The 14,899-nt window shown below is 39.7% G+C and carries 14 protein-coding genes; 12 read left to right on the top strand and 2 right to left on the bottom strand.

The features are described from left to right. Positions 1–175 precede the first annotated feature (175 nt). From IGJ50_RS14405 to IGJ50_RS14350, 12 genes are all read left to right on the top strand, one after another. Complete coding sequence (locus IGJ50_RS14405; protein ID WP_429951041.1) at positions 176–1,189, top strand: LacI family DNA-binding transcriptional regulator; 1,014 nt, start codon at positions 176–178, stop codon at positions 1,187–1,189. A gap of 139 nt (positions 1,190–1,328) precedes the next feature. Then, complete coding sequence (locus tag IGJ50_RS14400; protein ID WP_429951039.1) at positions 1,329–2,630, top strand: pyrimidine-nucleoside phosphorylase; 1,302 nt, start codon at positions 1,329–1,331, stop codon at positions 2,628–2,630. 18 nt (positions 2,631–2,648) lie between these two features. Next, complete coding sequence (gene deoC, locus IGJ50_RS14395; RefSeq protein WP_069641167.1) at positions 2,649–3,311, top strand: deoxyribose-phosphate aldolase; 663 nt, start codon at positions 2,649–2,651, stop codon at positions 3,309–3,311. A gap of 4 nt (positions 3,312–3,315) precedes the next feature. Further along, a complete protein-coding gene (locus tag IGJ50_RS14390; RefSeq protein ID WP_069641168.1) occupies positions 3,316–3,711 on the top strand; it encodes a cytidine deaminase in 396 nt (131 codons plus the stop codon). Between the two features lie 185 nt (positions 3,712–3,896). Continuing rightward, on the top strand, positions 3,897–4,994 hold the full coding sequence (locus tag IGJ50_RS14385; RefSeq protein WP_069641169.1) for a BMP family lipoprotein: 1,098 nt from the start codon (positions 3,897–3,899) through the stop codon (positions 4,992–4,994). A 210-nt stretch (positions 4,995–5,204) separates the two neighbouring features. Then, positions 5,205–6,770, top strand: coding sequence for an ABC transporter ATP-binding protein (locus IGJ50_RS14380; RefSeq protein WP_429951038.1), 1,566 nt, complete (start codon positions 5,205–5,207; stop codon positions 6,768–6,770). Continuing rightward, positions 6,763–7,896, top strand: a complete 1,134-nt coding sequence (locus IGJ50_RS14375; protein WP_069641171.1) for an ABC transporter permease — start codon at positions 6,763–6,765, stop codon at positions 7,894–7,896. The genes IGJ50_RS14380 and IGJ50_RS14375 overlap by 8 nt, the downstream gene beginning before the upstream one ends. Further along, on the top strand, positions 7,896–8,858 hold the full coding sequence (locus tag IGJ50_RS14370; RefSeq protein WP_069641172.1) for an ABC transporter permease: 963 nt from the start codon (positions 7,896–7,898) through the stop codon (positions 8,856–8,858). The genes IGJ50_RS14375 and IGJ50_RS14370 overlap by 1 nt, the downstream gene beginning before the upstream one ends. A 128-nt stretch (positions 8,859–8,986) precedes the next feature. Continuing rightward, positions 8,987–10,153: a phosphopentomutase gene (gene deoB / locus IGJ50_RS14365; protein WP_069641173.1), complete on the top strand. Its 1,167-nt coding sequence runs from the start codon at positions 8,987–8,989 to the stop codon at positions 10,151–10,153. A gap of 10 nt (positions 10,154–10,163) precedes the next feature. Beyond that, positions 10,164–10,982 carry a purine-nucleoside phosphorylase gene (locus IGJ50_RS14360; protein WP_429951036.1) on the top strand — a complete coding sequence of 273 codons (819 nt, stop codon included), beginning with the start codon at positions 10,164–10,166 and terminating at the stop codon, positions 10,980–10,982. A gap of 26 nt (positions 10,983–11,008) precedes the next feature. Then, positions 11,009–11,716 (top strand): purine-nucleoside phosphorylase, encoded by a 708-nt coding sequence (gene deoD, locus IGJ50_RS14355; protein WP_010761702.1) that lies wholly within the window; start codon positions 11,009–11,011, stop codon positions 11,714–11,716. A 249-nt stretch (positions 11,717–11,965) separates the two neighbouring features. Next, the gene (locus tag IGJ50_RS14350; RefSeq protein WP_069641175.1) at positions 11,966–13,156 is read left to right on the top strand and encodes an iron-containing alcohol dehydrogenase; all 1,191 of its coding nucleotides are present in this window, start codon (positions 11,966–11,968) and stop codon (positions 13,154–13,156) included. 170 nt (positions 13,157–13,326) lie between these two features. Here IGJ50_RS14350 and gpmA read toward each other — a convergent pair whose 3' ends face one another. Further along, the gene (gene gpmA / locus IGJ50_RS14345; protein ID WP_069641176.1) at positions 13,327–14,013 is read right to left on the bottom strand and encodes a 2,3-diphosphoglycerate-dependent phosphoglycerate mutase; all 687 of its coding nucleotides are present in this window, start codon (positions 14,011–14,013) and stop codon (positions 13,327–13,329) included. 207 nt (positions 14,014–14,220) lie between these two features. Beyond that, positions 14,221–14,808, bottom strand: coding sequence for a recombinase family protein (locus tag IGJ50_RS14340; protein ID WP_069641177.1), 588 nt, complete (start codon positions 14,806–14,808; stop codon positions 14,221–14,223). Between the last annotated feature and the right edge of the window lie 91 nt (positions 14,809–14,899).

Raw genomic sequence — 14,899 nt, 5'->3', positions numbered from 1 at the left:
GCGGAGAGGGGAGCAAAGCAACGCTCTCTTCGCAGTTATTTAGAGCAAAGATTGAGGTGTGTAAAAGAAGATAAGCTATTCTATTATATTAAGTTCTGCTAAACTAGAATTATTCGATAAGTAAAATGAAAACGTTGACATTCTTGGTAGGTGTGTCAACAAAGGGAGAATGAGTATGAAGTTGACCATTAAAGAAATTGCAGATATGGCAGGTGTATCAGTTACAACAGTGTCTCAAATCATCAACAATAAAGGTAGCCGCTTTAGTGAAAAAACGAGAAATAAAGTGTTGGCTGTGGTGGAAGAATACGATTATAAGCCAGATTATTTTGCTTCGAACATTATCACACGTCATTCAAAAACAATCGGGATGGTTGTGCCAGATGTAACTGATTTTTTCTTTGCTAAGGTGATCGAAGGGGTAGAAACCTATTTGAATTCTCTTGGTTACATGATTTTATTATGTAATTCAAAACATGATGAAGAAAAGGCGACGCAATATGTCACTGAACTTGTGCACCGTTCGGTAGATGGCATTATTTTTGCTACACCGAATATTTTACCAGCTAATCACATTTTGAGAAATAAAAGTAAACGGAAAGTTCCAGTTATTTTGGTCGATCGAGGAATCAATCCACGAGAAAGCGGCCGCTTGATCGTAAAAGAATATGAAGGTGCGTATCAAGCTGTCAGTTCGTTGATTGAACAAGGGCATCGGCATATCGGGATGTTGAAAGAAAACGACGGCTATTATCAGTTAACTGAAAGAGTGACTGCGTATCAGCATGCATTGAAAGATAACGGTATTTCTATACGGGAAGAATATATGTGCAGCGGGGACCTAAATTTAGGTGGTGGTTATACAGCAGCTAAAAAAGTTTTGAAAAATCAAAAAATTACAGCGATCTTTTGCGGCAATGATGAAATGGCTATGGGCGCTTATCAGGCAATCGAAGAGTGTGGAAAAAAAATTCCAGAAGATATTTCAGTGATTGGTTTTGATGGATTGGAGATCTCTGAATATTTGGTGCCAGGTTTAACGACTGTCTATCAACCAAGCTTTGATATTGGTTTTTATGCGGCGCAATTTTTAGTAGAGTCCATCAATGATTCAAAGAAAAAAATACCCAATAAAATTTTTGATACAACATTTATTTTAAGAAATAGCACGAAATCGATTGACAATTAGCGGGATTTGATTTAATGTTCGTGTTATAAGCGTTTTCAAAATATGAAAGCGTTAGTAAACTGTTTTACTAAAAGGTTTTAACCTGAACAATTTTAGTGTATAATACATCCTTGAGGATTGATTCGGAGGCAAAAAAAGCATGAGAATGGTAGATTTGATCGAAAAAAAACGAGATGGACAGGTCTTAACAGATGAAGAAATTCAATTCATTATTTCTGGTTATACCAAAGGGGATATTCCAGATTATCAGATGAGCGCCTTTTTAATGACTATTTTTTACAAAGATATGACAGATGAAGAAATTACGACCCTGACGTTGGCGATGGCTAACTCAGGTGAAATGATTGATCTTTCATCAATTAAAGGAATCAAAGTAGATAAGCATTCTACCGGTGGTGTAGGTGACACCACAACGCTGATTTTAGCGCCGCTAGTTGCCAGTGTTGGTGCTAGTGTGGCCAAAATGTCTGGGAGAGGTCTTGGTTATACAGGTGGAACATTGGATAAGTTAGAAGCGATACCAGGGTTTCATGTAGAAATACCTGATGCTGAATTTATTCGTTTTGTAAATGAAAGTCACGTAGCAGTAATTGGTCAGTCAGGTGATTTAGCGCCAGCAGATAAAAAATTATATGCATTACGCGATGTTACAGCGACGGTCAATTCGATCCCGCTGATTGCAAGTTCGATCATGAGTAAAAAAATCGCTGCGGGTGCGGATGCAATCGTATTGGATGTAACGACTGGTGAAGGTGCTTTTATGAAAAATATCGATGAAGCCCGCCGCTTAGCAGAAACAATGGTTCGGATCGGACATTTAGCGAATCGCCAGACAATGGCGGTGATTTCTGATATGTCTCAACCGTTAGGTGAAGCAATCGGCAATAGTTTAGAAGTTGTTGAAGCAATCGAGACACTGCAAGGCAAAGGACCAGAAGACTTGTTGGAAATGTGCTATATTTTAGGCAGTCAAATGGTCGTTCTAGCAAAAAAAGCAACTACATTAGACGATGCTCGTGAGATGTTGAAAGAGGCGTTGGAATCAGGTAAAGCATTGGAAAAATTCCGAGAAATGATCCGCAACCAAGGTGGAGATGACACCATCATCGATGCTCCTGAGCGTTTGTTAACAGCTAAATATCAAATAGAATTACCAGCTCAAACATCTGGTGTTGTTCAAAAGCTTGTAGCAAATGAAATCGGTATTGCTGCAATGCTCTTGGGGGCAGGGCGTGCAACGAAAGAAGATGAAGTGGATCATGCAGTAGGAATCAAACTGCATAAAAAAGTAGGGATGGCAGTGAGTTCTGGTGAGTCATTGCTGACTATTTATTCAAATTCAGATTCAATCGACCACGTAAAAGAACTTTTATATAAAAATATCGAAATCGGCAGTTCTGGCACTGAACCTGAGCTGATTCATGATATAATAACAGCATAAAGGATGTGTAAAAAAATAATGGAATTAAATCAAATGATTGACCACACTATTTTAAAAGCAGATGCAAAGGAAGAGGACGTTTTACGAATTATTGAAGAAGCTAAAAAATATGAATTCTTCTCAGTTTGTATTAATCCATGCTGGGTTGCGTTAGCAAAAGAACACTTAGCGGGAACTTCTGTGGCTGTTTGTACAGTAATTGGTTTTCCTTTAGGCGCTAATACATCAGAAGTAAAAGCCTATGAAGCAACAGATGCGATCAACAATGGTGCGACAGAGGTCGATATGGTCATTAACGTTGGTGCTCTTAAATCTAAGCAATACAAAAAAGTCTTGAAGGATATTCAAGCCGTTGTTGATGCAGCGAAGGGGCAAGCCTTAGTCAAGGTAATCATTGAGACAGCCTTACTAACAGATGAAGAAAAAATCAAAGTCTGTGAACTTGCTAAAGAAGCAGGTGCCGACTTTGTTAAAACATCAACTGGTTTTTCAACAGGGGGCGCTACAGTTGCAGATGTTAAATTAATGCGTGAAACAGTAGGACCAGACATGGGTGTCAAAGCGTCGGGTGGTATTCATAATGAAGCACAAGCCAAAGCGATGATCGATGCAGGTGCTACACGCATTGGAACAAGTGCAGGCGTTGCAATCATGGAAGGCTCAACTGGAGCAGGGTATTAAGCTAATGACAGCCAAACAAGAATGGTTAGCGATCGCAGATGATGCGTTAACAAAAGCATATGTACCGTATTCTCATTTTCCAGTGGGTGCATGCCTGATTACCAAAGAAGGTAAAACCTATCAAGGAGTCAATATCGAAAATGCTTCTTATGGATTGACCAATTGTGCAGAACGGACAGCACTATTCAAAGCTGTTTCAGAAGGTGAACGAGAATTTCACCATTTAGTAATTGCGGGAAATACACCAGAGCCAATCTCTCCGTGCGGCGCATGCCGACAAGTGATGGCTGAATTTTGTGCGCCTGATATGCCAGTTACCTTGGTAGGAGAACAAGGTGTTACCAAAGAAATGACCGTAGCTGAGCTTCTACCGTATGCTTTTACGGAAAAAGATCTGTAAGGTATTTTATTCGCTTCTCTTTGACTTTTTGAGAGTTATCTACACACAAGCTAAACCTGTCAACCTTTATCGTGCTATTGAAAAGTTTAAGGTACGCAAAGTACAGAAGTGTTTCATTATTATTTTGGTTCATTCAGTCATCTGACTGTTGAAAATATAAAACTATTTTAGGGGGCTTTACAGAGATGAAAAAAGCAAAATTATTTGGTTTTGGCTTGACTGCACTAGCATTGACTGTTGCATTAGCAGCATGTGGTGGAGGTAAAAAAGATTCAACAGATGGAAAATCAGCAGGCGGGGATGCAGATCACAGCGTTGTTATCGTTACTGATATTGGCGGGGTAGATGACCGTTCATTTAACCAATCAGCGTGGGAAGGTTTACAAGATTGGGGTAAAGAACATGATCTTAAAAAAGGAGCAGACGGATTTGATTACATTCAATCAAACGATGCTTCAGAATACGTAACAAATATTGATACAGCTGTTTCTAACGGATTCAAAACAGTCTTTGGTATTGGCTACTTACTAGCTGATTCAATCGGTACAGCAGCTGATGCAAATCCAGATACTCAATTTGGTATCGTTGATAGTGTTATTGAAGGAAAAGATAACGTAGTATCTGCAACATTCAAAGACCAAGAAGCTTCTTACTTAGCGGGTGTCGCTGCAGCACGCACGACGAAAACAAATACGGTTGGCTTTATTGGTGGTGAAGAAGGCGCGGTTATCGACCGTTTTGAAGCTGGATTCCATCAAGGTGTGATCGATACTGCTAAAGAGTTAGGCAAAGACATTAAAGTTGAAATCGAATATGCAGCATCATTTGGCGATCCTGCTAAAGGGAAAGCATTAGCAGCTTCTATGTATCAAAAAGGCGCAGACATTATCTTCCACGCTTCAGGTGGTACAGGGCAAGGTGTCTTCCAAGAAGCAAAAGATTTAAACGAAACTGGTTCAAAAGACAAAGTCTGGGTAATCGGTGTAGATAGTGACCAAGATAAAGAAGGCAAATACAAAACAAAAGACGGTAAAGAAGATAACTTCACTTTAACATCAACACTTAAAGGTGTTGGTGCTGCTGTACAAGATATTTCTAATCGTGCGTTAGAAGATAAATTCCCTGGTGGGGAGCACTTAGTATATGGATTGAAAGATGGCGGTGTTGATTTAACAGATGGCTATTTAACTGATGATACAAAAGCTGCTGTTGAAAAAGTAAAAGAAGAAATCATCGCTGAAAAAATCACTGTTCCAGAAGTTCCCAAAGATGTAAAAGAGTAATCATTATACTTGATGAGATGATTGTTAGAACAAAAGTTGCTGGACACTTTTGTTCTAACGCCATCAAGGGTTTGTTAAGCCTTTAAAGAAAGAAAATGAAGGGAGATACCACTCATTTTCTTTCTTTAAGAGCCTAAAAGCTACTTTATTTTTTAGAAGTACCGTGTTAATAAATGATATAAGTGATTAAATCGTTAGGATGTGAAAAATGTGGCTCAAGAAAACTATGTAATTGAGATGCGCAATATTACTAAGCAGTTCGGGACGTTTAAGGCTAATGACAATATCAACTTAACTGTCCGCCCTGGAGAAATCCATGCGTTGCTTGGAGAAAATGGTGCTGGGAAATCCACCTTGATGAATATTTTATCTGGTTTGTTAGAACCAACATCAGGTGAAATCTTTATGAATGGGTCAAAAGTATCAATCAATGGACCGACTACTGCAAACCACTTAGGAATCGGAATGGTCCACCAACACTTTATGCTAGTAGATGCATTTACAGTGACAGAAAATATCGTTCTGGGAAGTGAACCGACAAAAGTTGGTATACTAGACCGCAAAAAAGCAACAGCAGAAATCAAACGAGTTTCTGAGCAGTATGGATTGTCAGTAGATCCAGGTGCTTATATTCGGGATATCTCTGTGGGTGCCCAACAACGTGTGGAAATTTTGAAAACGTTGTATCGAGGCGCCGATGTTCTGATTTTCGATGAGCCAACCGCCGTATTGACACCTCAGGAGATCGATGAGTTGATCGACATCATGCGTGGTCTTGTTCAAGAAGGTAAATCAATTATTTTGATTACACATAAATTAGATGAAATCAAAAAAGTTGCAGATCGTTGTACAGTGATTCGCCGTGGTCAAAGTATTGACACGGTAAATGTTCGAGATGTTTCATCACAACAGTTGGCAGATATGATGGTTGGGCGTTCTGTTTCGTTTAAGACAGAAAAGAAAATTGCAGAGCCTAAGGAAGTCGTTCTTTCAATCAAAGATTTAGTTGTGAAAGAAAGTCGTGGGTTAGAAGCTGTGAAAGGTCTTAGCTTGGATGTACGAGCTGGTGAAGTAGTTGGTATTGCAGGAATCGATGGTAACGGTCAAACCGAATTGATTCAAGCATTAACTGGCTTACGTAAAGCAGAGAGCGGGTCAGTTGAACTAAGAGGAGAAGCCATTACAAATAAACACCCTCGTGCAATTACAGAAGCAGGCGTTGGGCATGTTCCAGAAGATCGTCATAAGTATGGCTTAATCTTAGATATGAGCTTGGCAGAAAATATTGCGTTACAAACTTACTATAAAAAGCCGTTAAGTAACACGGGCGTTTTAAACTATAATCAAATCAATTCATACGCACGTAGATTAATAGAAGAATATGATGTACGGACAGTAAATGAGTTGGTCCCAGCGAAGGCTTTATCAGGAGGGAATCAACAAAAAGCGATCATCGCTCGTGAAATCGATCGTGATCCAGATTTATTGATCGTGTCACAACCAACGCGTGGGTTAGATGTTGGTGCTATCGAGTATATCCATAAGCGCCTGATCGAACAACGAGATAAAGAGAAAGCAGTATTAGTTGTTAGCTTTGAATTAGATGAAATTTTGAATGTATCTGATCGAATTGCCGTTATTCACGCAGGTAAAATCGTAGGGATCGTTGATCCGAAAGAAACAACTGAAAATGAATTAGGTTTATTAATGGCAGGTTATTCATTAGAAGAAGCTAGAGCAGAATTAAGGCAAGAGGCAGGTGAGGCAGTTGAATAATCAAACAGAACGAATACGGAATATTTTAGTTCCTGTTTTATCCGTATTGATGGGCTTTATTCTTGGAGCAATTATTATGCTTATTTCGGGTCAGGACCCGATTGCAGGGTATCAAGCAATGCTGCAAACTGCTTTTCAAAGTCCGAAGAGTATCGGAGAAATATTCGTAACAGCGGGGCCGTTGATTTTCACAGCCTTAGGATTTGCAGTAGCAAATTCGGCTGGATTCTTTAACATCGGTCTTTCAGGTCAAGCACTGTGTGGTTGGGTAACAAGTATTTGGGTAGCTTTAACGATGGCAGATGCGCCACGTTTAGTTGTTTTACCCTTAGCTGTACTTGCGGGCGCTTTAGCCGGAGCATTAGCTGCAGCGATTCCTGGACTATTGCGGGCTTTCTTTGGGACAAGTGAAGTCATCGTTACAATCATGTTGAATTATGTTTTTCTTTATACAAGCACACATATTGTAAATAATGTGATGTCAAAAGACTTTATGAGTAACAAAGGTGTGACAAAAGTTATTGGAGAAAACGCAAGCTTACGAACGGGCTTCTTAAAAGAATTGAGTAGTGGCTCTCGTTTAAATATTGGGATTTTTCTAGCACTTATTTTCCTTGTTTTGATTTGGTTCCTGATGAAGAAAACAACTTTAGGCTATGAGATCCGTTCAGTTGGATTGAATCCTTTTGCTTCCGAATATGCTGGAATGAGTAGTAAACGGACGATCGTCATGTCCATGGTCATTTCAGGAACGTTAGCCGGTTTAGGCGGAGTAGTTCTTGGCTTAGGAACATTTGGTAATTTCTTCGTACAAGGCTCTTCATTGAGTATCGGATTTGATGGGATGGCGATTTCCTTGTTAGGTGCGGGCAGCTCTGTAGGGATTTTCCTATCTGCGATTCTCTTCAGTGTGCTGAAGCTTGGCGGACAAGGAATGCCGCTTCGTGCAGGGGTTCCAATCGAATTAGTAGATGTAGTTATTGCTGCAATCATTTTCTTTGTAGCAATCAGTTACTTGATCCGCTTCTTACTAGCTAAAGCTTCAGGCAGCAAAAAAGAAGTAGCAATCGTTGAAGAGTTAGATGGAAAAACAGACCCAACAAGTCAAGAAGGAGGGAAAATCTAATGGAAATTGCATTGATCGCTGCATTAGCGCCGATTATTACACAAACCTTGGTTTATTCTACTCCTTTAGTCTTTACGGCTTTGGGTGGGACATTTTCTGAGCGTAGTGGTATTGTAAACGTAGGACTTGAAGGAATCATGGTGATGGGTGCTTTCAGTTCAGTCGTTTTTAACTTAACTTTTGCCGAAACATATGGGGCAGCAACACCGTGGCTTGCTTGTTTAGTCGGCGGCTTAGTCGGGATGTTGTTCTCACTGCTTCATGCGGTAGCAACAATCAACCTAAGAGCTGATCATATTATTAGCGGGACCGTGGTTAACTTAATGGCACCAGCTTTAGGGATTTTCTTGATCAAGGTCATTTATGGTAAGGGTCAAACAGATACGATCACAGAATCATTTGGGTATTTTACATTTCCTGTTTTAAAGGATATCCCTATTTTAGGCGATTTATTCTTTAAACAAACAACGTTACCAGCTTTTGTGGCAATCTTAGTCGCAATCCTCTCTTGGTTCGTATTGTTCAAAACTCGTTTTGGCTTACGCCTTCGCTCAGTTGGTGAGAACCCTCAAGCAGCAGATACATTAGGGATCAACGTTTATGTAATGCGCTATGCTGGCGTGTTGATTTCTGGATTTTTAGGGGGGATTGGTGGAGCGGTTTTTGCTCAAACAATCGCTGGACGTTTTGCAGTAACGACGATTGCTGGGCAAGGGTTTATTTCAATGGCGGCGATGATTTTTGGTAAATGGAATCCACTTGGTGCGATGGGCGCTGCCTTATTCTTTGGTTTCGCGCAAAATATCAGTATTGCTGGATCGAATTTACCAGTTATTTCATCAATACCAGCGGTTTACTTACAAGCAGCACCTTATGTATTGACTATCATTGTGCTAGTTGTCTTCTTAGGCAAAGCTTCTGGACCAAAAGCAAATGGACAAAACTATATCAAATCAAAATAGAATAATTTAGTATAAAAAAGGGCGGGGCTATGGGACATTTTCTGAAGTCTTGCCCTTTTTATAAATAATTATCAGTCAAGTTTTACAGGATAAATTTCTAAAATAATCTCAAAGAAAGAAGGATGGTTATGTTTAAACGCGTGCATTTAATTGTAATGGATTCAGTCGGAATCGGGGAAGCACCTGATGCCGAAAAGTTTGGTGATGTAGGTAGTGATACATTAGGGCATATCGCAAAAGAAGCTGGGTTGACGATTCCTAACTTAGAAAAGCTTGGTTTAGGAACAATCGCTCCTCTTCATAATGTTGAAGCCGTATCTGACCATAAAGGCTATGCAACGAAATTAGAAGAAGTTTCTGTAGGGAAAGACACAATGACAGGGCACTGGGAAATCATGGGCTTGAATATTCAAAAACCATTCCGCGTATTTCCTGATGGTTTTCCAGAAGAATTGCTAAAACAAATCGAAGAATTTTCAGGACGTAAGATTGTCTGCAACAAACCATACAGCGGTACAGCCGTGATCGATGATTATGGACAACATCAAATGGAAACAGGAGATCTGATTGTTTATACATCTGCTGATCCAGTGTTACAAATAGCGGCTCATGAAGAAATCATTCCTTTGGAAGAATTATATCGGATTTGTCAATATGTTCGTGATATCACCAAAGATGAGCCATACATGATCGGTCGGATCATTGCACGTCCGTATCTTGGTGAACCAGGCAATTTTACTAGAACAAGTAACCGCCATGATTATGCGCTAGATCCATTTGGGCATACTGTTCTTGATTCATTGAAAGAAAATGGGAAAGACGTAATTGCAGTAGGGAAAATCAACGATATTTTCAACGGTCAGGGCATCACAGAATCTGTTCGTACGAAGAGTAATATGGATGGCGTAGACCAATTGCTTAAAGTGATGAAAAAAGAATTTGAAGGACTAAGCTTTACGAATTTAGTAGATTTTGATGCGCTATATGGTCATCGTCGGGATGTAGTCGGTTATGCGCATGCAATTGAAGCATTTGATTTAAGACTTCCTGAAATCATTGAGGCTATGGAAGAAGATGATCTACTGATGATAACCGCAGACCATGGGAATGATCCAACCTTCCCTGGGACAGATCATACAAGAGAATATGTTCCATTGTTGGTTTATAGTAAAAAAATGAATGGACAAGGTAGCTTGCCGCAAGGACATTATGCGGATATTTCAGCGACGGTAGCTGAGAATTTTGCAGTTCCAAAAACAGAAAATGGCGATAGCTTTTTAACTAAACTTGTATAGGAGAGAAACGATGACGAACTTAAGTGGAATGTTAAAAGAGACAACGAGCTTTTTAAAAGAAAAAGGCATTAAAGAAGTAGAATTTGGTTTGATCTTAGGCTCAGGTTTAGGCGAATTAGCAGATGAAATAGAAGATGCAATTGCTATTCCATTTGCTGAAATCCCTCATTTTGCAGTATCTGCTGTTGTGGGGCATGCTGGAAAATTAGTTTATGGGACTCTTTCAGGGCGAAAAGTCTTAGCAATGCAAGGGCGTTTTCACTATTATGAAGGTCATTCGATGCAAACTGTTACCTATCCAGTCCGCATGATGGCAGCGATAGGTGCCCATTCTATTATTGTGACAAATGCTGCAGGTGGCGTGAATGAAAGCTTCACACCTGGGAATTTGATGTTGATTACAGATCATATCAATTTCACAGGAGACAACCCATTGATCGGGGAAAATGATGACGAAATGGGGCCGCGTTTCCCAGATATGAGTCATGCGTACACGCCAGAATATGCTGAAATAGCTAGAAAAGTCGCTAAAGCACAAGATGTTCTATTACAAGAAGGGGTTTACATGGGCTATTCTGGACCTACCTATGAAACGCCTGCTGAAATTCGTATGTCCCGTGTGATGGGAGCTGATGCAGTTGGAATGTCAACCGTATCAGAAGTAATCGTTGCAGCGCATAGTGGGTTAAAAGTTTTGGGAATTTCTTGTATTACAAACTTAGCTGCTGGTATGCAAAGTAGTCTAAATCATGCAGAAGTAGTCGAAACAACTGAGCGTGTGAAGGGCCAATTTAAAGAGCTAGTCAAAGCGACATTAGCTGAATTATAAAAATGTACAGTTAAAGGAGAAAAAAGATGAGTGTTCATATCGAAGCGAAACAAGGCGAGATCGCAGATAAAATTTTGTTGCCTGGAGATCCATTACGCGCAAAATACATTGCTGAAACATTTTTAGAAAATCCGGTGTGTTACAATCAAGTCAGAGGAATGTTAGGCTATACTGGGACGTATAAAGGCGAACGAGTTTCTGTGCAAGGCACAGGAATGGGTATGCCCTCAGCGACGATCTATGCCCATGAATTGATCAATTCTTATGGCGTGAAAAAGCTGATTCGTGTTGGTACTTGCGGTTCGATTTCTGAAAAAGTCAGAGTGCGTGATTTAGTAATTGCTCAAGCAGCCGCGACCCCTTCTTCAATGATCCGTAACGATTTTCCCAAATATGACTTTCCACAAATCGCTGATTTTGATTTATTATTAAAATCATACACCACGGCCAAAGAAAAAGGCTTTGTGACACATGTAGGAAATGTCTTGTCTGACGATGTCTTTTACAAAGACAGCATGGACGGTGTTTTTGAACTAGGGAAATTAGGCGTATTAGCAATTGAAATGGAAGCCGCAGCATTATATTACTTAGCAGCTAAATTTGATGTGCAAGCGTTAGCCATCATGACAGTTAGTGATAGCTTAGTGACCGGCGAAGAAACAACTGCAGAAGAACGCCAAACAACATTCAATGATATGATCGAAGTTGGTTTAGAAACAGCGATCAACAGTTAATAGGAAAAGAGATTGAAATGAAAAACGTTCAATCTCTTTTTATTGCAAATCACAGCGATTGCTTGCAGAGCTGATGATGCGCAATACTTGGCGAGCGAAGCGAGAGAAGTTTCAAAGGATAAAATCACAGCGATTGCTTGCAGAGCTGATGATGCGCAATACTTGGCGAGCAAAGTAAGCGCAGTTTCAAGCTTTTTGGTCTATTATATATGTATATGCATGGCCCTTAACTTGAATGGAGGAAGAAAAATGGACAATTTTAAATTTTATGTACCAACAGATATTCGCTTTGGCAAGGATCGCTTGGCGGATGAGCTGCCGGAAGCATTGAATGTTTACGGTAAAAATGTACTGCTAGTTTATGGTGGCGGTAGTATCAAGAAAAATGGATTATATAATCAAGTAATCGATTTGCTTGGAAAAAATCAAAATATAGTGGTAGAGCTTAGTGGAGTAGAACCAAATCCTCGGATTGAGACTGTTCGTCGCGGTGTATCCTTATGTCGTGAGCATCAGGTAGATGTAATTTTAGCTGTAGGCGGAGGTTCAACGATTGATTGTGCGAAAGTAGTTGCAGCAGGTTTTTACAGTGAAGAAGATCCTTGGGCTATTATTTTAGGAAGGAAAGGCTATCAAGGTGAAGCATTACCAATCGTCACAATTTTAACTTTAGCTGCGACAGGTAGTGAAATGAATGCAGGGGCTGTGATTTCGAATCTGGCGACAAACCAAAAACTAGGTGTTGGTGGTCCATCGATGATTCCTAAGGTCTCTTTCCTCGATCCAGCTAATACGTTTACTGTTCCAACTTATCAAACAGCAGCTGGTTCTGCCGATATTTTGAGTCATCTATTTGAAAGTTATTTTAATGTAACGCCAGGAACGGATGTACAAGATTTTGTCTCAGAAGGCTTGATGCGTGCCGTTATCAAGAATTGTCCGATTGCGCTAAAATCGCCAGATAATTACGATGCGCGTGCGAACTTGATGTGGGCAAGCAGTTTAGCATTAAACGGTTTAACTCGAAATGGAAAACATGGTGTTTGGTCGTGTCATGCTATGGAACATGAATTAAGTGCTTTTTATGATATTACGCATGGAATTGGTTTAGCTATTTTAACGCCACGTTGGATGGAATATGTACTTTCTGAACAAACGGTCACTAAATTTGCTCAGTTTGCTCATAATGTTTGGGGAATCAAGGAAGAAGAGCCAATAATCGCTGCAAAAAAAGGAATTCAAGCAACCTATGATTTCTTCAAAACATGTGGCATTCCGATGACTTTGCCAGAAGTTGGTATTGATGATGAACGATTTGCGGAGATGGCCAAACAAGCGGTGGCACATAGCACAATCAAGGCAGATGCCTATGTACCTTTAGCTGAAGCAGATGTTGAAGCGATTTATCGTGAATGTTTGACTGAATCTAATTTTGTATAAGTGGCCGTAGCTATTTATTAAAGAAAGGTATGGTTGGGCGAGCTCTTCGGATAGAGTATGTTTTGTGATATAACAAGATAGGCTCAAGCATCAACAAGAAGTTTAGAGAAATAGAAAACCCCTGCAAGTTTCAGCCTATCAAAAGGAGAAACTTGCGGGGGTTAATTATCTTATAAGTAGTATTTTTTAGCTACAGTCAGGTCATCGTTTAATTCATAAACAAGTGGTTGACCAGTCGGGATTTCAAGATCCATGATATCTTCATCTGAAATTCCTTCGATATGTTTTGCTAAAGCACGTAAAGAGTTACCATGAGCTGCTACTAAGACTGTTTTGTTGTCTAATAAAGCAGGTGCGATTTGATCTTGCCAGAATGGTAAAGCACGTTCCAGCGTCACTTTTAAGTTTTCGCCGCCAGGAACATCGCGTTGGTCCAACATTGCATAACGACGATCGTTTGCAGCAGAACCTTCATCATTAGCGTCCATCAATGGAGGAAGCGTATCGTAAGAACGACGCCAAATGTGTACTTGGTCATCTCCATATTTTTCAGCAGTTTCTTTTTTGTTCAAGCCTTGTAATTTACCATAATGACGTTCGTTTAAACGCCAAGATTTGATTTGAGGAACCCATAATTGATCAGAATGTTCTAAAAGTAAGTTACAAGTTTTGATGGCACGAGTCAATACAGAAGTATAGGCTACATCAAATTCAATTCCAGCTTCTTTGATTTTGCGACCGCCTTCGATTGCTTCTTCAACACCTTGTGGTGCTAAATCTACGTCAGCCCAACCGGTAAATTGATTTAATGCATTCCATTCACTAAGTCCATGACGAGAAAATACTAATTTTGGCATGTATAGCTCTCCTTTGAGTTGTAGTTTCTGAAACTTTCATTTCCTTTTCTATTGTACACCGTTTTAAAATAGATTTCCATTGTAAATTAGTGGGAAATACTGAAACGAATGATTCGGTAGGTGGGCACCTTGGAGAAAATTGATAAACGCGAAATAGGTACAGTAGTTTAGCTGCAGTCTATTTCGCGTTTATCATTGAATAGAACGTTACCCCTGAGCGAGTTTAGTAACATCTGTGTCAGATAGATTGATATACTTATAACAAGTTCCCACAGAAACATTGCATTTTGAAGAGATGAATTGGATCGTTTCTTTTTTCTCATGATATAAATGACGGATTTTTTGAACAGTTCGTACATCTATTTTAGGGCGGCCGCCGATTTTCCCTTTTTTCCGAGCGTTATTCAAACCAACTAATGTTCGTTCTTGGATCAGGTCACACTCCATGGCAGCGAGTCCATTCATTAATTTGAAATAGATTTCTCCCATTGGATGACGAGTATCTATTTCTTCATCTAGACTAACTAAATGAATACCGGAACCTTTGAATGTCTGTGTCAATTCGGTTAGCTGACGAGTTGATCGACCAAGACGGTTCAATCGGCAGATTACTAAAGTATCACCAGCCCTTAAGCTAGTAAGAACTGTCTCAAGCTCAGAAATGAGGTGTTGGTCGTGGGTCACATCAAAAGACTCATGATAAACCTCATCACAGCCATAGTCAGACAATACTTTGATTTGTGTGTCTAAATCATCATCGATTATTGTTGTACGGGCATAGCCAATTATTTTCATCGTTCGTCCTTTCTAGTAAAAAAGTAAATAAGATACTAAAAATGTAGCATAAAAGCAGACGGAATGAAAGTTGTTTTTTTATCTTTTTTTA

The sequence above is a fragment of the Enterococcus sp. AZ101 genome (assembly GCF_050499005.1).
Taxonomy (GTDB): domain Bacteria; phylum Bacillota; class Bacilli; order Lactobacillales; family Enterococcaceae; genus Enterococcus_L; species Enterococcus_L ureilyticus.
This window is presented reverse-complemented; position numbering and strand designations above follow the sequence as displayed.

Excerpts from the sequence above, each read along its gene's own strand:
- IGJ50_RS14405 (WP_429951041.1), top strand. The coding sequence starts at position 176 with ATGAAGTTGACCATTAAAGAAATTGCAGATATGGCAGGTGTATCAGTT.
- IGJ50_RS14400 (WP_429951039.1), top strand. The coding sequence starts at position 1,329 with ATGAGAATGGTAGATTTGATCGAAAAAAAACGAGATGGACAGGTCTTA.
- deoC (WP_069641167.1), top strand. The coding sequence starts at position 2,649 with ATGGAATTAAATCAAATGATTGACCACACTATTTTAAAAGCAGATGCA.
- IGJ50_RS14390 (WP_069641168.1), top strand. The coding sequence starts at position 3,316 with ATGACAGCCAAACAAGAATGGTTAGCGATCGCAGATGATGCGTTAACA.
- IGJ50_RS14385 (WP_069641169.1), top strand. The coding sequence starts at position 3,897 with ATGAAAAAAGCAAAATTATTTGGTTTTGGCTTGACTGCACTAGCATTG.
- IGJ50_RS14370 (WP_069641172.1), top strand. The coding sequence starts at position 7,896 with ATGGAAATTGCATTGATCGCTGCATTAGCGCCGATTATTACACAAACC.
- deoB (WP_069641173.1), top strand. The coding sequence starts at position 8,987 with ATGTTTAAACGCGTGCATTTAATTGTAATGGATTCAGTCGGAATCGGG.
- IGJ50_RS14360 (WP_429951036.1), top strand. The coding sequence starts at position 10,164 with ATGACGAACTTAAGTGGAATGTTAAAAGAGACAACGAGCTTTTTAAAA.
- deoD (WP_010761702.1), top strand. The coding sequence starts at position 11,009 with ATGAGTGTTCATATCGAAGCGAAACAAGGCGAGATCGCAGATAAAATT.
- IGJ50_RS14350 (WP_069641175.1), top strand. The coding sequence starts at position 11,966 with ATGGACAATTTTAAATTTTATGTACCAACAGATATTCGCTTTGGCAAG.
- gpmA (WP_069641176.1), bottom strand. The coding sequence starts at position 14,013 with ATGCCAAAATTAGTATTTTCTCGTCATGGACTTAGTGAATGGAATGCA.
- IGJ50_RS14340 (WP_069641177.1), bottom strand. The coding sequence starts at position 14,808 with ATGAAAATAATTGGCTATGCCCGTACAACAATAATCGATGATGATTTA.